The sequence below is a fragment of the Sphingobacterium sp. UBA2610 genome, assembly GCF_002339225.1.
Taxonomy (GTDB): domain Bacteria; phylum Bacteroidota; class Bacteroidia; order Sphingobacteriales; family Sphingobacteriaceae; genus Sphingobacterium; species Sphingobacterium multivorum.
In genome coordinates, this window is the sequence record NZ_DDKA01000016.1 from 24366 (window position 1) to 44733 (window position 20368).

The following is a 20368-nucleotide window of genomic DNA, read 5'->3' on the forward strand; positions in this document are numbered from 1 at the left end:
ATTTACATCAAAAAAAAAGCCGGACGATAATTCGTCCGGCTACAAATTTACTTAAAAATCTTTTAAAAGAATTTCACTCTATTGTCAATGATTTCAGCTTTGTCTTGTAAAGCGCGGAAAATAGATCCCCAAGCGCGTTGTGCTTTAGCTGCAAGCATTTGTTTCTTTTGTCCGTTGATATCCGAAATCGCGGCAGGATTGGTAAAACCATTTACTTGTACAACATATACACCGGTATTGCCTTCAATCGCTTTGGAAGGTTTGTTTGGCTGTAGCCCAAAAACAGTACCAACCACTTTGTTTTCTAATGCAACACCAGGAATAACTGGGTTTGCGAAGACAACATTTTCAACGTGAATAGCTGCTTTACCAACTTTTTGTGCTACTTGATCAATAGAAGATGTACCTGCTAAAGCCTTGTCAAATTTATCTTTCAAGATTCTAGCTTTAACCATATTTCTTACTGCAGGTTCGATATCTTTCTTAACAGCATCCAAGGAAAGAGTTCCTTTAGGCTGTATGTCGACCAAGTTTGCTAAGATATAAGAGGTTTCAGTTTCGAAAACTTTATCTGAAATATCGCCTTTTTTAGCTTCGAAAGCCCATTTGATTAAATCACGTGGAGCTTCGGCGCCATCTAATACATTGTCCATCGCTGTTACGCGTGAGGCTGTTTTTGCTTCCAGACCAAGTTTTTTCGCTTCTTGAGCAAAGTTCTGTGCTGTAGCTGCAGATAAGAATGCTGTTGCTTTGCTATGTGCATTGTTCAACGTTTCTTTTCCGCTGTTGATGACTTTGTCAATGATAGCAACTTTTGCATATTTTGAACTTCCTGATTGTTTTTCAATTTTAATGACATGGACACCATATTGTGATTTTACAACTTTGATATCGCCTGTTTTACTTTCGAAGATGGCTGTCTCAAGATCTGGAGCCATACGGCCTCTTGTTAAAGTACCCAGCTCGCCACCGTTGGTTTTGCTCTCTGGATCTTTGCTGAATTGAACCGCCAATGCCGCAAAATTGTCTCCTTTTTGAATCAATCCTTTGATCGAATCTGCTTTCGCCAATGCTTTATCCATTCCACCTTCGGCAGCAGGATCCAATAGGATGTGTGATGCTTTCACAGAGTCAGGGCTTACGATCGTCGAAACAACTTTTGCAATTTCATACGCATTGTTGTTTAAGAAAGGTCCCACAGTTGTTCCGGCCGCAACATTGAAGACAACGGAATCCAATGAAGGACTCAACTGTCCTTTTTTCACATAAGTAAACGGAAATTTGTTGTCTGAATTGATCGAAGCAAATAAAGAGTCATCTTTAGCAACGATTAAATCTTGTTTCAATTTATTGATCGTCTCTTTTACGGCCAATGAATCTTTTGCAAGAGGTTTTGCATCCACCATTACGTATTGGATCGCACGTGTTTCCTCTTGTGTTTTGAACATACTTTTATGCTCATTATAATATTCTTGGTAATCTGCATCAGTCAATTTGGCATCAGCATCCTTAACAGAAGCGTAATCCAAAAGAATGTATTTGAAGTCTGCTAGTTTATTACGCCCTTGGTATTCTTCGTTTGCTTCCAAAGAAGTAACATATACGCTATTAGAAAGCAATTCGCCATATTTGCTGCTTAAACGCTCATCTCTAACGCCTTTCAGTAGTTCCTCCCATTGTTCAGCCACTTGTTGGTTACCTGATGTGTTCATTTGGGTGATAAAAGCACGCAGTTGACTCGGGTCAAATTGTCCTGTTTGTGGGTTGGTAAACGCTTGAACGATTTGAGGTGAAGGGTTGTTACCTTGCACTAAATCATTTAATTCGTCTTTACCGACAGTCAAACCGATTTTTTCAATTTCCTTTTTCAAGATTTCTCTTGATAAAAATTGATTCCATACTTGTTGAACAGCGTAGGTCCGCATTTGAGGGGTCACTGCACCGCCCATTTGTTGTTTGAACATTTCCTCTGTTTGTTCAACTTGCTTACTGAACTCAGGATATTCAATTTCAGTTCCGTTGACTTCCCCTACACGATTTTGATGTCTCGCCCAAAAAGGAGCTCCCCCTCGAACGACATCGCCTAGTAAAAATGCTAAAATTGCGATAGCCATAGCTGCGGTCAAGATGACACCAGCTTTGTTACGCAAAAAGCCCATTAATCCCATAGTCTGCTTATTGTGTTTATATTGTGTAAATACTTGTATTTCGTTAATTTATGCATAGCATAGCAAAATGCGGTGCAAGATACAATTTTTATAAAAAAAAACGGAATATTTTCCTGAATGTAACAAAACAAATTTGAAAACTATTTGTATAAAGTGGATTTTTTTGTGCTCTTTTAGTTCAAATTATTCGTTTTGAACAACTTAATCGTATAAATAAACTGCCTGGAGGTATTGTCTCGGATCTATACCTGCTGTTAAGCTAAACCTGAATCTGGTTTATGGCCTGCAAATAGTTATTTACCTAAGGAAGGGAAAAGACTGTTGTTGGTGATCACCGTATAACCAGTTGCATTGGCTATATTGACGTGTTTAAAATCCTTGTCCGAAGTAAATGATGAACCTTGTAAGTTACCGCGATTATCCCGAAAGAATGCCGTAATGGGAACATGATTATAAAAGGTCATGTTGCTGTTGCTATCGGCTTTACTTTCGTCATAGATGATCTCTTCTGTTTTGATGACAGAACCGTCAGCCATAGTAACCACCACATTTTTGGTAAATACGGTGGTCTTTTCTTTTTCCCGCCGAATAGCATGGTCGGAAGTAATTCGCTGAGTTTCCTTTAAATTGTCGTCGTAAAAGATGATTTTTATGCTTTTTGGAAATTCGTATACTTCGGTGCTATCGTGTTTGATACGCATTTCAGGGGCTGTGAGATTCGCTTTTACCCGTGTGGAATCGCTATAAATAATATCGACATGACGCGAAATGTCGACCGCCTCTTCCTTTTTCATATTGGCAATGCGGTCTACCTCTTTTAGATCCGGTTCGCAAGAGGTCAATGAGAGCGCCCCTAGTAAAAATAAGATTACTAGGGGCGATATATTTTGGAATATGGATGAAGCAAATGTCTTGCGTACCATCGTATTAATTAATCTAAAGGCGGTTTTCTAAACCAGCGGTCATTGAGGGTAAAGCCGATATTAAAGTTAATATAGCGTTCACGTAGGAGACTGTTGCTGATTTTGCCCATTTGGCCAAATTCTGCAGAGAAGTTTATTTTAGAGAAAGCTCCTGAAAATTGATTTCTTGCCAACGGCAGTCCCACACCTACAGTAACCGCCATATCGTTGATATTCTGGTCGCTTAAGAAATATTGTGTTTTATTATACCTGAAACCAACTCTATAGTCTACTTGGTTCAGATATTTAAGCGAAGTAACATCTGGTGTAATCTGACCACCAATCGCTACGCCATAATTCTTCCGTAGTTCGTTTTCACCCGCTCTGGTCTGAAATCTTGACCAATCGGCATATTTAAAATCGGCCCCGATTAACCATCGGTTGTTACGTGCAAGGGTAATACCTACATTATGTCGCAACGGAAGCGTCAAATGCCTGCTGCTACGGTCCGAAACATAGGTGCTATCCAACGGGATATTTTGGTTGTCGGGATCCGTTGAAGGTGTAACCCGTGTATTAAAAATAGTTGCTCTTTCTTTGATATCATTATTGAACGATCCTGAATAACCAACGATCAACGAGTATTCTCTATTTAAAGGTTGTTCGTATTGTAAACCATAATCAAAGATAATTCCTTGGATTTCACGTTTATTTTGTTGTTGTGTATTTAATGCTCCGGATGAAGGCAAAAACTCTACACGGCTATAATCATTTAGGGTTCCAAATAGATAAGACATATTGGCACCAATACTCAGACCTTTTACAATGCGTACCCCCCAACCTGCATAGGCTTTAGTTAAACCACCTTCGCCCGTGAAAACTTTCGTATAAGGATCAGAATTGACTGTTCCCGTTGAAGATGTCCGATAGCCTATATCTGAATAGGGAAGGATACCCAAGCTGATACCACCAAATCGTTTCATTGGGAATGTCATGGTGATGTGGCTAAAGGCAAAGTCAGCGGTATTATCCGATCTTGTTGTCGAATTTAACTGCGTGTAGTTCCCATATAAACCAGCATCAAAGGTCGTAAACTGTGTAGCAGAATAAGATGCAGGGTTGCTTGGGTTGGTATTATACACGCCATTGATTCTCCGGACAGCGGTATTGACACCTCCCATCCCTCTATATTGTGGCAATAAATCTTCACGCATCTGACCAAGTCCAAATTGAGAATAAGGTGATGCGGATGTCGTTTTTTGTGCAAATGCGGTAGTAGAACTAGCTAAAATTCCACCTGCTAACAACAGTTGGAGTGATTTATTTCTTAGAGAGCTTGTAAAGCGTTTCTGCATGGTCAATCTATAAAATTGAGAAACTAATGTTTATTTAGTTTTAGTGAAATTTTCGAGTTATCTGACTCTTATATTAAATGTTCTTTGCTTTTAATCGCATACAAAACTATTCAATTTTTGCGAGCTTGTTAAGCCGATTTTGTTAAAAAAGGTTAAACACTTATTGTACAGTCGTTTAGAAAAACTGAAAGTAGATTATGGTCAGTGTTATGATGGCATATACAACTTCAAAAAACCATTTCTTTTTGGCATAAGTGAAATAATAAGCCATATAAATAGCGATGGAGGGGGCACAAAGTAAAAAATGGGCCTCCGTTAGTTTTTTATTCCAGTAAAAAGAAACTATCGCAAGGCATAACATAAAAAACAACAGTTGAAATGACTTGCGAATATGCACGACACTTTTGAAAAAATTGTCTTTCAATACCAAGAGGAAGAGTATTAACGTAAAGATTACTGGGACGAGTACCAGATAATCGACTAACTGAATGCGAATAGCAGTAGGGAATTTGTAGGTAAACGGTAGCCAAATGGTATAAAACTGCTCCATTTTACCCATCCAAAGGTAGATAACCGCTAAGATGAAATAGACCGTTGCTAGGCCAAGTAAAGGTGTTATCCACTCGCGCCAGTTGAATGGCCTAAAAATGAGTAGGCCTATCCATAGTAAGGCGAACATACTCAGAAAAGGGAAGTAGATCAGACTTCCTATCCCTACAATCATACCGAGATCAAACATTTCGGCTTTAACATCTGTCTGCCGATAGAGTGAGAGCAATTTGCTTAACATCCATATCGAAATGAAATTACAGATCAGTGTGGGTGAAAGTACCAAAAATGGTAAAAACAGGCTGGCCAGTGTCATGTACATCAAAGCAACCAAGAAACTGGGTTTACCCAGCAGGTTAAAATGGCTTGTGATGCGATTGAGTATCGTTGCCTGAGAAATCGTCAGGATCAGTGTGATAAAAACATTGGTCGAAGGAGAGAAGTTGATTAAGTTATTTTCTCCCAAAAGATTCCCCAAGGCAGGCTCAAAGATTACAGAATCAAGTTTGTCCGGAAGGTGAAGAAATATGCCTAAGCATAAAACAAAACCCACGATGGATAGAAATAAAATATTGATGGGTGAATAATTTCTAAACTGACTTATAATCATCGTATGCAATCAATAAAATGCTATTTATTCTTTTTTTCCAATTTGCTGATACGGCGATCGAGCAAGAAAAGGAAGAAAGCCAAACCCAGAAAAATGACCAACATGACCAATACAACAACGTAGATCTTACCTTCGCTACGCAATCCAGTCGCCATCTCGACATCCTCCTGTGCAAATGTGCTCAAAGTTGATAAGAGTAGTAAGGCGATTGACAATGTTATTTTTTTCATTTGTTTAAAATATTATTCGTGTCGTTTCCATTGTTATATATGATTCGATACACGCTATTTGATTTATGTAATATTCTGTTTTTTACTGATTGGGTTTTACCGGATTTCTTTATTTTAGAAATAAAGTACAGTATTAGCCGTTCAATATTATGCGTTCAAGTCTTTCTTTTCGAGCAGGCGTACTCTATAGCGAAGTGAACAAATCCAAGCTGCAATCATTGGCCAGCCGATCATCGCGGCATAAAATGTAGGGCGTAGCTCGCTGCTCATTTTTAAATCGCCAAAGGCGGCGTTTCCTCCACTTCCAGGGTGAAGAGAGTCTGTCATCTTTGGCAGAATATAAAGTAACACGATGATAATCGGAAATGCAAAGATATTGTACACAGCCGATATTTTGGCTCTTTTTTGTTCTTCTTCCAGCGCATTGCGGAGCACCAAATAGGCTAGATACATCAGTGTTGCTATGGCAGAGCCATTAAGCTTCGGGTCGTTTGGCCAAGGCTCTCCCCAGGTGATGTTTGCCCAAAGCATACCTGTTGCAAGTCCAAGAAAACAAAATGTTATTCCGGTATTAACGGCTTCAATGGCCATTAAATCATACTCCTGTTTGCCCGTATTGAGGTATTTGATACTATAAATAACAGAAACCAGGTACATAACGAACATAGCCGACCACATTGGGACATGAAAATAAACGTTGCGTATGCTTTCGTGAAGGATGAATAGGCGGGGAACAGGTCCCAAAAGACCATTGATAATGACCGCACAGATAATCATTACCGCTAATATTTTCCACCATTTTTTTCTCATGGATAAATTGAATTTAGTTTGTTCTCAATTCTGACACTTAATCTCGCCAAAGGTACGGAAATAACAATAAAGAAATAGTGATGGTGATTACATTAATTGCAAGTAATACGATTATTTCTTTGCTGCTGGAAGCCCTTTCCAGGCCCTCTATTGCATTGCGGGATAGCTTGATTAATACGATTAACAGTGGGATGATGGCAGGGAAACTCAAGATGGCCATTAAGGTGCTGTTGTTGCCCGCTTTGGAGCTGATCCCGGAGATCATGGTAAAGACTGTGGCGAAACTGATGCTGCCTAAGATGACCGAAATGAAGTAAAGTGTTGGATCACCGACAGGGTTTCTGAATATCGTCGAATAGACAAAATATGCAATGATCGCCAGCAGGGTCATCATCATCATATTGTAAATGACTTTCGCTAAAATGATCGCTCTGGGATCAACCAGTGAATAGTAGTAAAGTTGCCGGTTTGGGTTTTCTTGGACGAAGCTTTTGTTGATTGCATTGATCGAAGCGAAGAGCATAATGATCCAAAATAATGCATTCCATGTAGCCGTATCAACTGATTTGAACGCTTGATAGCAGACGAAAACAGTTGATACGACATATAGTAGAATTCCGTTAATAGCATATTTTGAACGCCATTCCAGAATGATGTCTTTAAGAATTAAAGTTTTTACCTGTTGCAGCAAAGTCATATGCAGCAAAGATACAAATGTATTTTGACCACGGGAGTGACCAAAACCATCAATTCTTAAAAAAGCTGTTTTTTTACTTATGCGTTAGAAATTTTGGATTTTGCAGCATCAGTTGTATTGTCGATTTTGCTTGCCAAATTTTGAGCGGCATTGTTAGCGTGGTCCAAAGCTTCTCTGCCGGCTTCTTTTGCTTTGTTTTTCAGTGCATCTGCATCATCCGATGCTTTGCTGAAAGCTGCTTGTGCTTTTGATTTCAAATTGTCTAATTCAGCCGAAGCTCTGTTCGCTAGTTTTTGTGCCTTTTTAGCTTCTTTTTTTGAAAGATCTTTCAATGACTTAGTTAAGCTTTTAATGCCGTCATTTGCACGATCTAATTGTTTTTTTCCATCATCAGTTCCTAAAAGATACCATGCAGCAGCTCCCGCAGCTAATCCTACCAAAGCAAATGCCACTAATCCATTTTTGCTATTTTTCATAATTCTTCTATTTTGTTATATATTCAAATGATAATCAAGTATGATACCAAATGAACAATCCCAGGGTGAATTTGTTTAAAAAGAATCAATAATTAACAAAATTTTACATATCAATTTTCTGCTGCTTTGATTGCAGATTATAGAGGTGCTGATAAAGACCGCTTTCTTTTTGGAGCAGTTCAAAGTGCGTACCGCTCTCAGACACGATTCCATTTTCGACAACGATAATTTTATCGGCATCAATAATGGTCGATAGTCGGTGTGCAATAATGATCGAGGTGCGTCCACGCATTAATTCTTCCAACGCCTCCTGCACTTGTCTTTCTGATTCTGAGTCTAGGGAAGAAGTGGCTTCGTCCAAGATAAGGATTGCAGGATCTTTTAATAGTGCACGCGCAATGGCAATCCGTTGGCGCTGACCACCAGAGAGTTTAACGCCACGTTCACCAACTAAGGTGTCATAGCTTTCGGGGAAATTTAATATAAATTGATGTGCGTTGGCACGTTTTGCAGCCGCTATTATTTCATCTTCCGTGGCATCGAGCTTACCATAGGCTATATTTTCACGTATTGTTCCGCCAAACAGCAAAACATCTTGCGGCACGATAGCGACCTGGTTGCGGATATCGCAAAGTTCAAAATCGGATGCCGGTTTGTCATCGTAATATACTTCCCCTTTATTGGCTGTGTAGAATTGTAGAATCAATGAAGCTATTGTTGATTTTCCGGTTCCACTCGGTCCAACGATGGCTATTTTATCGCCAGCATTGGCTGTAAAGTTGATGTCTTTCAGAATTTCAATATCGGGGCGGCTTGGATAGGCAAAGGAAACATGGTTGAAGCTTAGTTTTCCGGTCATGGTCTTGTGCACTTCCTTGCAAGTTGGTTTTACATTGAGGTGTTCTTGGGGCTCATCTAAAATTTCCAAGATCCGTTCACTGGCGCCCAAAGAGCGTTGGATATTGGCATAGAGCTCGGGGAAACTGCCCATGGAGCCTGCAACAAACATCGAATACAAGATATAAGTAGTCAGGTCGCCTACAGTCATTTCATGGATAGAAACCAATGCTGCGCCGTACCAGATGACAGCAATCACCGCACCGAAAATACAGAAAATAATAAAAGAGGCAAATGCACCACGGAAAGTAGCTCCTTTGACTGCCAACTTTACCACTGAATCCATTTGATTGCTGTAGCGATTAAACTCGAAGTACTCATTCACAAAGGCTTTTACGTTGCTTATTCCCAATAATGTTTCTTGAACGATACTATTTGACTCGGCCATTTTATCCTGGGCCTGTCTGGACAATTCGCGGATGAATTTTCCGAAAATAATAGCAGCTACAACAATGATCGGTAAAATACAAAGGTTCATGAGGGCAAGTTTGGGCGATACCCAAACCAAAAGGAACACACCGAAACAAAGACTAATCAACTGTCTTAAGATTTCAGCCAGAGTTGTTGTTAACGTATCCTGGATCTGTGAAAGGTCAGCAGACAGGCGGCTGTTTAATTCCCCAACACGACGATTGGCGAAAAATTCAATTGGCAAAGAAATCAGCTTAAGATAAGTATCCTTGCGTAATGCGGATAGCGTACGTTCGGCAATCTCAACAAAAATTCGGATACGAAAAAAAGAAACGACTGACAGAAAAGACAGAATAATAAAGGCAATTCCACCAATATAATAAACATGTGGTGCAAGCCATGGATAAGTTTGCTTGCCTTGCGCGGCATCAATCATGGCACCAAGCAAAGCCGGAAAGGCGAGCATGGCCAAACTGGATAATACCAAGAAAAACATGCCGACCCCAAATTTAAAACGATAAGGTTTTAAATAGGTCATCAATTTAGATGCTCTCAATAGGAGCTCTTTATTCAATTTTGGTTTTGGTAGATCTTCTTCTTGTTTGTTACCGCTGTTGAATCCTCTTGCCATATCCGCTACTTCAAATTTTGTTGCGAGGACAAATGTAAAGAGATTAAAAATATTTTGCTATCATACTTTAGTCAATTTTTTGAACTAAACCGTACTTTTTCTGATTTAAAACGGCTGTTTTAAGAGGCTTGTACTTGTGCAAATGCTTGTTGCCGCTGCTTTATCCTAAATTTTGTTGTTTCGAAGCTTTTAGTTGCGCGTTAAATTTATACAGTAAATATCCTAATACGGCGATAACAAGTAAAGCGATATAGAGCAGGATATTGCCTATACCTCCGTTGCCTGATGTTTTGTCAATCTGTGCCCGCAGTTTCTCGTTCTCTTTTTGAAGCTTACTTATGGTGCCTATATAGGCTGATACCTGCTTGTCGTAATCTGTTGCCAATTGTTGGAATTTATCCTTCTCAAAATCTTTGATTTTCAATAGTTTTTGAGTCTCTAAGAAAATGTTATTGTCGGTGATAACAATATCTTTAAGGATATCAATGCTCTTTTGCATGTCGCCTTTTGATTTGAAAAGGCCAAAAAGTCCTGTTTTTTGAGTGAGGCTCGTGTCATAGGCCCCGAATTTCTGTTGACGGGCATCGAGTAGGTCATTTACACGGCTTCGTTGGACCTCAAAAGAGCTGGAATCTGGGTTGTTTTGCGACTTGGCCTGTCCAAAGAAGCAAAATAGAACGGCGATTGGAAGTAGGAATTTTAAGAATTTCATCATGTATTTGGACGATCTATTTAATCAAATGTCTAGTTTAAACTAACGTTGATGGTAAAATTTTATTTTGCCACGAAGCTACAACTACAATTTTAGCCTTGTGGTCAGTTTGACCAAGGATAAAAAAATGGAGCGAAATCACGACAAATGAATTTATGAAATTAATCTTTAAATTCTATACGAATAACATTGGAATCGTCATCATGAAGTCCGAGTAGCTGGCTGGCATTACCTTTATTGATGGCGATTTCAAGATAGTTGGAAATGCCAAATAAACAAAGTTTCTCTCCTTCTCCGACTTCATTGTAATGCCAGGAAAGATTGGTAATGGTTTCATTACGTTTAAAATAGAGGACAAAATGACGTCCTTTCTGAACTTTATTGAATAGATCTTTCGAGATATTGGTAATGGCGTTGCCGAATGCATCAACATAAATGACATTGCCTCGGATCATGTCTTTATCAAAGATAGGCTGCAAAGTTACTTTTTCGATGAGCTGTTGCATTGAAGTACCGATTTCTTTCAGCTTGCCACCCTTGGCAATATGACAAGCAGATTTAGAAAGAATATCTGCGAGCGGAAAGTGAAGGTACCGGAGGTCCTGCATTAAGTTGAGCTCATACAGTTCCTGGGGTTCATTGCCATTCAACAATAAGCTGAAAATACCGTTGTCGGCCCCGACGAAATAATGATCGTTGTATTTCATGCCGATATATTTCGACTCCTCATGAAACAGGGTGTTAATTCCGATAATATGTACGGTTCCTTTAGGGAAATAATGATAAGCATTGCCTAATACAAAGGCCGCCCGAGGGATATTGAATGCTGGAATTTCGTGGGTAATATCAACAATATTGGCACCGGACAATTGCGATAAAAGACTACCCTTTAACGCGGCTTGATAAAAATCTTTGTGTCCTAAGTCTGTTGTTAATGTAATTACTGCCATTATAATCTAAATCCTAGATTGATTTGCTGTCGAATTCCCTTAAATATACCCTTAAATTTATCTAAATAGTGGACAAAATTACTATTTATCAGATGATTTATAAAGTTAATTGGATAACTTATTTTGAATCTGTCTTTTTTCGATTGATATACAAAAACATAGCGAAGATTTTATGCATAACGAAATCTTTGTGCCCCTTTGTCGGCTGTCTCCATAAGCTTATAAATCATCGTCGTTTGTACGCCGTATCTTCTTGGTTGTTTCGTTAGAATACGTTAATTTTGAATAGTATTATACAGGAACGATATTGTGTAATGGCTACAATCTAATTAATTCTAAATAGGATAAAATTTGAACGAATTACTAATTGCATTAGATGGTCTGAATTTGCCCATATTATGGGGAGCAGACAATGAGCACTTCGATTATTTGAAGAAGCAATTCCCAAAACTGCGGATTGTAGCTCGCGGGAGTGAAATGAAGGTGTTGGGAGACGCGAAGGAATTAGACCTGTTTGAGCAATCGTTTAAGGAAGTCATGGCTCATCTGGAGAAATTTAACAACATTACTTTATTGGATTTTGAAAATCTCCTTGGAGCAAGTGCAGGTTCTGCTGTTCAGCAGGAAAAAGAACTTGCGGCCAAACATGCAGCCTTTGGATCCGAACCGATCGTGTATGGACCTAATGGCCTTATTGTACGTGCACGTACGGCCAACCAACGGAAGATGGTGGATAGTATTTCGAAAAATGATATCTTATTTGCTATTGGACCGGCGGGTACAGGAAAGACCTATACGGCGGTTGCATTAGCTGTTAGGGCACTTCGAAATAAAGAAATCAAAAGGATCATTCTAACGAGACCAGCCGTCGAGGCCGGCGAAAATCTCGGTTTTTTGCCGGGCGACTTAAAGGAGAAGGTAGACCCCTATTTGAGACCGCTCTACGATGCATTGGACGATATGATTCCAGCAGAAAAGCTAAAAGGTTACCTGGAAAATCGGACCATTGAAGTTGCACCTCTAGCGTTTATGCGTGGACGAACATTGGACAACTGCTTTGTGATTCTGGACGAAGCTCAGAATGCAACGGATATGCAGCTGAAGATGTTTTTGACACGTATGGGGCCAACGGCAAAATTTATCGTTACCGGTGATATGACACAGGTAGATTTACCGAAAAAAAATCAATCTGGATTGTCTACTTCAATTCGCCTATTGGAGAATATCGAAGGAATAGACATTATCCACCTCAGCGGTGGAGATGTGGTTCGCCATAAATTGGTTCGCCGCATCCTCGAAGCGTATGGCGATATTTAATCGGTCTATGCTGCAAACGTATGATTTGGGATATCCCAGTTTGGCATGGGTACAAAAGGTGCCGACTGATATAGTTCAAATAGCCTGATTAAAAGGCAAATCGAGTACAGCGAGCTCTTAAATAAATGCGCTGCATTTATGAATGCCATTGATCGCAGTCATAAATGAACAATTACTTACATTTGAATTTTACGTTGAACATGAATGCTATAAAAGAAACAAATTTCAATTTCGAAAATCAGACTGCTTTTTACCGTGGAAAAGTACGTGACGTGTATACGATTGCCGATACGTATTTGGCGATGGTTGCCTCAGATCGTATTTCAGCATTTGATGTGGTACTTCCGCGTCCTATTCCTTATAAAGGACAGGTGTTGAATCAAATTGCAGCCAAATTTTTAAAGGCTACGGCTGATATTATTCCAAATTGGGTCGTGTCTGTGCCGGACCCCAGTGTAACTATCGGTCAGCTATGCGAGCCGTTTAAAGTGGAAATGGTTATTCGGGGCTACTTGTCAGGACACGCTTGGCGTGAATATGCTACTGGCAAACGTGAAGTATGTGGTGAGGCATTGCCAGAAGGACTGAAAGAAAATGACAAATTGCCTGAGCCAATTATTACACCGACAACAAAGGCTGCTGTTGGACATGATGAAGATATTTCACGTGCCGATATCTTGAAAAAAGGCATCGTAAGCGAAGAAGATTATGTTCAATTGGAGCAATATACCAAAGCGTTGTTCCAAAGGGGTACCGAAATTGCCGCGCAAAGAGGGCTTATTTTGGTGGATACAAAATATGAGTTTGGAAAAAAAGATGGGAAAATTGTGCTGATCGACGAGATCCATACACCAGATTCTTCCCGTTATTTTTATGCGGAAGGTTATGCGGAACGTCAGGAAAAAGGTGAGGCACAAAAGCAATTGTCGAAGGAGTTTGTTCGCAAATGGTTAATTGAAAACGGCTTCCAAGGGAAAGACGGTCAGGTTGTTCCGGAGATGACGGATGAGATTGTCGCTTCCATTTCTGAACGTTATATTGAGCTTTACGAGCATATCGTCGGAGAGAAGTTTGTGTATCCAGATCAGGAAAACGTACTGGAACGTGTGGAAAGAAATGTGGCAAAGGCCTTGAAAACGCTAAATTATTAGTACATTGTATCCTCAAACAAAGGAGATAGACTAATGAAGTATACCATTGATAAGCACGATCGCTATATTGTCATAGAACCTCATGTCGATGTGATTGACGCGGATAATGCCGCTAAACTCAAAGGGGAGTTTTTGTTGCGGAATACGATTGGACAACGGAATATCGTTTTGGATATGATCCACGTTAAGCAAACGGACGAGGTAGGTATCCGTTTAGGTGTGCTTGCCCATCGTTTATGTCAGTCTGTTGGGGGCATATTTATTTTGGTTAATCTTTGTCCAACGTTAATGGATATGGTTCGTGTGTCGCATTTGGATAAATCGCTGAAAATAGCACCATCTTTAAAGGTGGCGGAAGATTTAATCTTTGCACACGAATTGGAATCTGAGTATCGGGGGGCAATCGAGGATTAATATGAAGTTTGAAGTTCTGATATTGGGAAATAGCTCGGCCACACCGATGTTTGATCGTCATCCGACTAGCCAAGTGTTGAACTTTAATGAGCAATTGTTTTTGATCGACTGTGGAGAAGGTACACAAATGCAACTTAGCCGATACGGCATCAAAAGCAATCGTTTAGGACATATATTTATTAGCCATCTGCATGGGGATCATTATTTGGGTTTGGTGGGGCTGCTTTCATCGATGCACCTTGTCGGCCGAAAAAGTGATCTCCATTTGTATGGGCCACCTGCGTTAAAGGAAATTTTAGATGTGCAATTTTTGCATTCCGAGACTATTTTACGCTATAATCTTGTTTTTCATCCGATTTCGCCCGAAAAGCCGGGGGTCATTTTTGAAAACAGAACATTAAAAGTAAGCACTTTTCCATTAAAGCATCGTATTGCCTGTACAGGCTTTCGTTTTGATGAGGGGCCCCGTGCACGAACATTGCTTGGCGATGTCGTACAGGAACTGAATATACCCACCGCTTATTTTCCGATGATCAAAAAAGGATTTGATTACGTCGATGAAAGTGGTAAAGTATATACTGCGGATGACCTGAGCCTTCCTGCTCCCTTATCGCGCAGTTATGTGTATTGTTCGGATACCGTACGAACGCCGGAATACCTGCCTTATGTGCAAAAGGCTAATCTGATGTATCATGAGTCCACATTCTTGCACGATATGGTCGACCGCGCAAAAGAGACATTTCACACCACAGCGCTGGAGGCTGGAGAGATCGCCCAGGAAACTCACGCAAAGAAGTTGCTATTGGGTCATTATTCAGCGCGGTACAGAGATTTAAATCCCCTATTGGAAGAAGCAAGAACTGTATTCCCAAATACGGAACTCTCTGTGGAAGGTCGGTGGTTTTCCGTTTAATTTTTTTGAATTTTCTCTGATATCCCAACGATAAACGGGTTAACACCTATGAATAATTGCTTATTATATTGCATATGATGAACAATTTATCTAAGTTTACGGCTCTAATTTTTTTATAATGGATAATCCATTCAACTTAAACAACCTACTACGGGAAAATATTAAGAAGCTCGTACCTTATTCATCCGCAAGAGATGAATTTAAAGGGGAGGCATCCATATTGATTGATGCCAATGAAAATCCTTTTGGATCCCCCTTAAACCATGATTACAACCGATATCCAGACCCTCTCCAACATCAAGTTAAAGCAAAACTTTCTAAAATAAAAGGTGTACCATTAGAGAATATCTTTTTGGGAAATGGAAGTGATGAAGCTATTGATATTTTATACCGTGCATTTTGTACCCCTGGTGTTGACAATGTCATATTAGTTCCGCCAACCTACGGGATGTATGAAGTCTCGGCGAACATCAATGATGTTGCTTTCAAAAAGGTAAACCTTACTGCTGATTACCAGCTGGATTTGGATGGTATTGCCAATGCAATAGACGCACATACTAAACTGATTTTTATCTGTTCTCCGAATAATCCAACCGGAAACTCAATCCGTCGTCAGGATATTGAAGCAATCCTGAATAATTTCCAGGGGCTTGTGGTAGTGGATGAGGCCTATATTAATTTTTCTGCTGTCAAGTCATTTACGCAAGAACTGGCTGAATACCCCAATCTAGTGGTATTGCAGACCTTATCCAAAGCCTGGGGGCTTGCGGCCTTACGCTTGGGTATGGCTTTTGCCAGTAAGGAGATTATCGCTGTTTACAATAAAATAAAACCACCATACAACATTAATCAAGCGACACAAGATATTGTATTGGAAGCCTTAGATCAGGTTGATCAAGTCAATGACTGGATCAAGGAGACAGTGGCAGAACGTGAGCAACTGGTGCGTGGATTGCTTGAACTGGATTATGTGCAGCATATTACACCTTCTGATGCCAACTTTATTTTGGTGAAGATGGAGCAGCCACGTGAAGTTTACGATTATCTCGTTCAATATGGAATTATCGTTAGAGATAGATCCAAAGTCGAACTGTGTGAAGGCTGTCTACGGATCACGGTCGGTACACCGGCTGAAAATAAAACATTGTTAGAAAAACTTAATCAAATCAATAAATAATACTATGCCTGATAACTTAAAACGTGTACTGTTTATAGACCGCGATGGAACATTGATTTTGGAACCTGAAGACGAACAAATCGATTCTTTTGCCAAATTAAAATTCTATCCTGGTGCTTTGCAGTATCTACCACGTATCGCAAAGGAGCTGGATTTCGAATTGATCTTGGTTTCCAACCAAGATGGTTTAGGAACGTCTTCCCATCCGGAAGAGAATTTCTGGCCAGTCCATCATTTTGTGATTGATACGTTTGCAGGAGAAGGCGTAGTGTTTGCCGAGGAACATATTGATAAAACCTTTCCACACGAGAATGCGGAAACCCGAAAACCGGGAGTTGGTATGCTTGGAGCCTATTTTGATGCGTCGAAATACGATTTGAGCCAATCCTTCGTCATCGGCGATCGTGTGAACGATGTTAAATTGGCACAAAACCTCGGTGCAAAGGCAATTTGGCTGCGTGCAAACGATCAATTAGGTGCTTTGGAAAACCTTGCGATAGATTCAACTGTTATAGCTTTAGAGACAACGGATTGGAAGACGGTGTATGAATTCCTTAAATTGGGTACGCGCACTGCCGAACATCATCGTAAAACCAATGAAACTGATATTTTTATTCAGTTGAATCTGGATGGTTCGGGTAAGTCAGACATCGAAACGGGGTTACCGTTTTTCGACCATATGCTGGATCAATTGGCTAGACATGGAGCACTTGATTTGACCATTAAGGCGAAAGGGGATCTTCATATCGACGAACATCATACCATCGAAGATACCGGTATTGCGCTGGGCGAGATCTTTTTGAAGGTTTTAGGGGATAAACGTGGAATTGAGCGCTACTCCTATACGTTGCCGATGGATGATTGTTTGGCTCAGGTTGCATTGGATTTTGGTGGTCGCAACTGGATAGTGTGGGATGCGGCATTTAAGCGGGAGAAGATCGGCGATATGCCTACGGAAATGTTTTTCCACTTCTTTAAGTCGTTTTCAGATGCTTCACGATCGAATTTAAACATTAAAGCTGAAGGTGACAATGAGCACCATAAGATCGAAGCGATTTTCAAAGCTTTTGCTAAATCTATCAAGAAAGCGGTAAGACGCGATGCCGACCATATGCAATTGCCAAGTACAAAAGGAGTATTGTAAGATGATAGGAATTATTAATTACGGTGCGGGGAATATTTTCTCCTTGACAGCGGCACTGGATCGTGTTGGGCTTACCTATGGTATGGTCAATACTGCCGATGAGATCGATCAATACGATCGTATCATCATTCCTGGAGTGGGCCACGCTGGAGCCGCGATGGACAAACTACAGGAATCGGGATTGGTGCCCTATATCAAAAAGCTAAAAAAACCTGTGTTGGGTATTTGTGTTGGTATGCAATTACTGACGGCTTTTTCAGAAGAAGGAAATGCCGAAATGTTAAAGCTATTTCCTTTGAAGACCTTACATTTTGATGCCGAAAAGTCGGGTAAAGTACCACATATGGGCTGGAATAGTGTTTCCGTGCCAGCAAACAGTCCTTTATTTGCACATATTGAAGACCAGACTTATTTTTATTTTGTCCACTCGTACTTTATCGAATTCGATGCGACATATACTGCGGCGAAATGTGTCTATGGACAGCCTTTTTCGGCTGCAATTTCCAAAGACAATTTCTTTGGCGTACAATTTCATCCAGAGAAATCTGGAAAAGCAGGAGAGCAGCTGCTGCTCAATTTTTCAACTATTCAAATTGATTAAAAATATTCGACTATGTATATCATTCCAGCAATAGATGTCTTGGACAAAAAAGTTGTCCGCTTGAGAGAGGGTAACTACAATGACGTTACAACGTATGCGATTAGTTTAGAAGAGCAAATCGAAACCTATCGTGCAAATGGTACGGAACTCGTCCATATCATTGATTTAAATGGTGCAAAAGGAGACTTCAGCAATCAGGCCTATTTATTTGATATCATCCAAAAGACAGATATGAAAATTCAGTATGGCGGTGGTGTAAGAAGTATCGAAAAGGTTAAGGAATTGGTTGATGCCGGGATTTATCGCGTTATTGTCGGAACACAGGCAATCACCAATCCTTCATTCTTGGAGGAGCTGGCTACGTTGAACGAAGGTAAAGTAAAATATGCCGACCACATCGTTATTGCAATCGACGTTTTGGATGAGGTAATCAAATACTCGGGTTGGTTGGAAAGTTCGCCAATCAAATTGATCGAATATATTGATAAATGCTTGGTTTTAGGATTCTTTAGGTTCTTATGTACCGATATTAGTAAAGATGGAAAATTGGGCGGTGCAGGCGTTGAACTGTACCAAAAGTTGTTGAGCCATTCTCCGATTATCAAGTTAATAGCTTCTGGTGGGATCAGTTCAATGGACGATATTCAGAAACTTCAGGAATTGGGCAGTGTAGAATCTGTTGTCGTTGGTAAAGCAATCTATGAAAATAGAATCTCGATCGATGAAATCAAAGATTGGAATTTAAAATCGTTAATCAGATTTTAAAATGCTGGCAAAACGTATAATTCCCTGTTTGGATGTCAAAGATGGGCGGACGGTAAAAGGAGTCAATTTTGTGGATCTGCGCGATGCGGGTGATCCCGTTGAATTGGCCTATGAATATTCTCAACAAGGGGCTGATGAACTCGTTTTTCTGGATATTACAGCAACGCATGAGGGGCGTAAAACGACAATTGATCTGGTCAAAGCAGTCGCACGTCAAGTGAATATTCCCTTTACAATCGGCGGTGGTATCAATGAAATCAGAGATGCTGATATCCTGTTGAATGCAGGTGCAGACAAAATATCCATCAATTCCGCTGCGGTACGCAATCCTGCTCTTATCAACCAGATGGCTGCAGCTTTTGGTGCACAATTTGTTGTGGTTGCTGTGGATACCCGGTCGATCGAAGGTCAGAATTTTGTGCATCTGAGCGGCGGACGCATTAAGACGGAATTGGACACAGCGGATTGGATCCTTGAAGCGCAAGAACGTGGAGCAGGAGAGATCCTGTTGACGTCAATGGATCATGATGGAACAAAAAATGGCTTTGACAATGGTTTTTTAAAAACAATAAACGACCAGATTCATATTCCACTGATTGCTTCTGGCGGTGCCGGTAATCAACAGCATTTTGTCGATGTTTTTCAACAAGCTAACGTGGATGCTGCCCTGGCGGCATCGGTCTTCCATTATGGTGAAATATTGATCCCCGATCTTAAAGCTACCTTACGCCAAAATGGTATTGTCGTAAGATAGGATAGCGGAGTAAAGATCGATAATCAAAGGGGTGGAAGTTATAAACTTGCTGAAAGAAATCCTGAGAAATTAAACTGGGCTCATGGCTCTTCGAAAATAATTAAAAATTGAAATACTAAAATCATGTTAGATTTTGCAAAAAGTGACGGCCTTGTTCCAGTGATTGTGCAGGACTTCCAAACATTGGAAGTGTTGATGTTAGGCTATATGAACGAGGAAGCTTGGGAGAAGACACAAGCAGAGAAACGCGTTACGTTTTTCTCCCGAAGCAAAAATCGCCTCTGGACAAAAGGAGAGGAAAGTGGAAACTTTTTGAATGTAAAAAGCATCCATGTTGATTGCGATAAGGATACTGTTTTGATCAAAGCAGAACCAATGGGACCTACCTGTCATACAGGAAGCAGAAGTTGTTTTAATACAGACTTCAACCAAAACTTTCTGTTGGAGCTAGAGCGTATTGTCAACCATCGCTATGAACATCCTTCTGACGAATCTTATGTCAATCGTCTGCGTTCTCGCGGTATCAATAAGATTGCGCAAAAGGTTGGCGAGGAAGCCGTAGAAACAGTCATTGCAGCATTGACCGAAACGGATACTGATTTTATTAATGAAACTTCAGACTTATTGTTTCATTTGATCGTATTGTTGCGTGAGAAAGGATTTTCTTTGGAAACAATTGCGAAAAACCTCGAGAGCAGACATCAATAGGTATTTGGACGACGGCATCAGCGTTG

Annotated in this window: 21 protein-coding genes; 10 read left to right on the forward strand and 11 right to left on the reverse strand. The window is 40.2% G+C overall.

Annotated elements, in window-relative coordinates; genetic code table 11:
- Positions 1 to 62 precede the first annotated feature (62 nt).
- The 11 genes from B4Z47_RS10755 to B4Z47_RS10805 all read right to left on the reverse strand — a co-directional run bounded on the left by B4Z47_RS10755 (position 63) and on the right by B4Z47_RS10805 (position 11398).
- Complete coding sequence (locus tag B4Z47_RS10755) at positions 63 to 2168, reverse strand: peptidylprolyl isomerase (protein WP_115047121.1); 2106 nt, start codon at positions 2166 to 2168, stop codon at positions 63 to 65.
- A 293-nt stretch (positions 2169 to 2461) separates the two neighbouring features.
- Positions 2462 to 3091 (reverse strand): LPS export ABC transporter periplasmic protein LptC, encoded by a 630-nt coding sequence (gene lptC, locus B4Z47_RS10760; protein WP_070563326.1) that lies wholly within the window; start codon positions 3089 to 3091, stop codon positions 2462 to 2464.
- 8 nt (positions 3092 to 3099) lie between these two features.
- A complete protein-coding gene (locus B4Z47_RS10765; protein WP_115047123.1) occupies positions 3100 to 4425 on the reverse strand; it encodes a hypothetical protein in 1326 nt (441 codons plus the stop codon).
- 175 nt (positions 4426 to 4600) lie between these two features.
- Positions 4601 to 5584 carry a DUF6427 family protein gene (locus B4Z47_RS10770; RefSeq protein WP_115047126.1) on the reverse strand — a complete coding sequence of 328 codons (984 nt, stop codon included), beginning with the start codon at positions 5582 to 5584 and terminating at the stop codon, positions 4601 to 4603.
- A gap of 20 nt (positions 5585 to 5604) precedes the next feature.
- The gene (locus tag B4Z47_RS10775; protein WP_112373867.1) at positions 5605 to 5814 is read right to left on the reverse strand and encodes a CcmD family protein; all 210 of its coding nucleotides are present in this window, start codon (positions 5812 to 5814) and stop codon (positions 5605 to 5607) included.
- Between the two features lie 147 nt (positions 5815 to 5961).
- Positions 5962 to 6624, reverse strand: coding sequence for a cytochrome c biogenesis protein (gene ccsA, locus B4Z47_RS10780; protein WP_046672333.1), 663 nt, complete (start codon positions 6622 to 6624; stop codon positions 5962 to 5964).
- A gap of 37 nt (positions 6625 to 6661) precedes the next feature.
- A complete protein-coding gene (locus B4Z47_RS10785; RefSeq protein ID WP_046672334.1) occupies positions 6662 to 7321 on the reverse strand; it encodes a heme exporter protein CcmB in 660 nt (219 codons plus the stop codon).
- A gap of 77 nt (positions 7322 to 7398) precedes the next feature.
- On the reverse strand, positions 7399 to 7797 hold the full coding sequence (locus tag B4Z47_RS10790; RefSeq protein WP_070563336.1) for a hypothetical protein: 399 nt from the start codon (positions 7795 to 7797) through the stop codon (positions 7399 to 7401).
- Positions 7798 to 7900: 103 nt separating this feature from the next.
- Positions 7901 to 9736, reverse strand: a complete 1836-nt coding sequence (locus B4Z47_RS10795) for an ABC transporter ATP-binding protein (protein ID WP_070563339.1) — start codon at positions 9734 to 9736, stop codon at positions 7901 to 7903.
- Between the two features lie 160 nt (positions 9737 to 9896).
- Positions 9897 to 10451, reverse strand: coding sequence for a hypothetical protein (locus tag B4Z47_RS10800; RefSeq protein ID WP_112373865.1), 555 nt, complete (start codon positions 10449 to 10451; stop codon positions 9897 to 9899).
- Positions 10452 to 10609: 158 nt separating this feature from the next.
- Positions 10610 to 11398 carry an SAM hydrolase/SAM-dependent halogenase family protein gene (locus tag B4Z47_RS10805; protein ID WP_046672337.1) on the reverse strand — a complete coding sequence of 263 codons (789 nt, stop codon included), beginning with the start codon at positions 11396 to 11398 and terminating at the stop codon, positions 10610 to 10612.
- Between the two features lie 351 nt (positions 11399 to 11749).
- On the opposite strand from B4Z47_RS10805, the gene B4Z47_RS10810 reads away from it, so the two are divergent.
- The 10 genes from B4Z47_RS10810 to hisIE all read left to right on the forward strand — a co-directional run bounded on the left by B4Z47_RS10810 (position 11750) and on the right by hisIE (position 20342).
- Positions 11750 to 12715: a PhoH family protein gene (locus B4Z47_RS10810; protein ID WP_046672338.1), complete on the forward strand. Its 966-nt coding sequence runs from the start codon at positions 11750 to 11752 to the stop codon at positions 12713 to 12715.
- 200 nt (positions 12716 to 12915) lie between these two features.
- On the forward strand, positions 12916 to 13866 hold the full coding sequence (locus B4Z47_RS10815) for a phosphoribosylaminoimidazolesuccinocarboxamide synthase (protein WP_115049435.1): 951 nt from the start codon (positions 12916 to 12918) through the stop codon (positions 13864 to 13866).
- Positions 13867 to 13899: 33 nt separating this feature from the next.
- Positions 13900 to 14280 carry an STAS domain-containing protein gene (locus B4Z47_RS10820; RefSeq protein ID WP_046672339.1) on the forward strand — a complete coding sequence of 127 codons (381 nt, stop codon included), beginning with the start codon at positions 13900 to 13902 and terminating at the stop codon, positions 14278 to 14280.
- A 1-nt stretch (position 14281) separates the two neighbouring features.
- Complete coding sequence (locus tag B4Z47_RS10825; RefSeq protein WP_115047128.1) at positions 14282 to 15193, forward strand: ribonuclease Z; 912 nt, start codon at positions 14282 to 14284, stop codon at positions 15191 to 15193.
- Positions 15194 to 15311: 118 nt separating this feature from the next.
- Positions 15312 to 16370, forward strand: a complete 1059-nt coding sequence (hisC, locus tag B4Z47_RS10830; RefSeq protein ID WP_115047130.1) for a histidinol-phosphate transaminase — start codon at positions 15312 to 15314, stop codon at positions 16368 to 16370.
- A gap of 4 nt (positions 16371 to 16374) precedes the next feature.
- Entirely contained in the window at positions 16375 to 17514 is a 1140-nt protein-coding gene (hisB, locus tag B4Z47_RS10835) for a bifunctional histidinol-phosphatase/imidazoleglycerol-phosphate dehydratase HisB (RefSeq protein ID WP_046672342.1), read from the forward strand.
- 1 nt (position 17515) lies between these two features.
- Complete coding sequence (hisH, locus tag B4Z47_RS10840) at positions 17516 to 18115, forward strand: imidazole glycerol phosphate synthase subunit HisH (RefSeq protein ID WP_046672343.1); 600 nt, start codon at positions 17516 to 17518, stop codon at positions 18113 to 18115.
- A gap of 12 nt (positions 18116 to 18127) precedes the next feature.
- On the forward strand, positions 18128 to 18880 hold the full coding sequence (locus B4Z47_RS10845; RefSeq protein WP_046672344.1) for a HisA/HisF-related TIM barrel protein: 753 nt from the start codon (positions 18128 to 18130) through the stop codon (positions 18878 to 18880).
- Between the two features lies 1 nt (position 18881).
- On the forward strand, positions 18882 to 19634 hold the full coding sequence (hisF, locus tag B4Z47_RS10850; protein WP_070563353.1) for an imidazole glycerol phosphate synthase subunit HisF: 753 nt from the start codon (positions 18882 to 18884) through the stop codon (positions 19632 to 19634).
- Between the two features lie 123 nt (positions 19635 to 19757).
- Positions 19758 to 20342, forward strand: coding sequence for a bifunctional phosphoribosyl-AMP cyclohydrolase/phosphoribosyl-ATP diphosphatase HisIE (gene hisIE, locus B4Z47_RS10855; protein ID WP_115047132.1), 585 nt, complete (start codon positions 19758 to 19760; stop codon positions 20340 to 20342).
- Positions 20343 to 20368 lie beyond the last annotated feature (26 nt).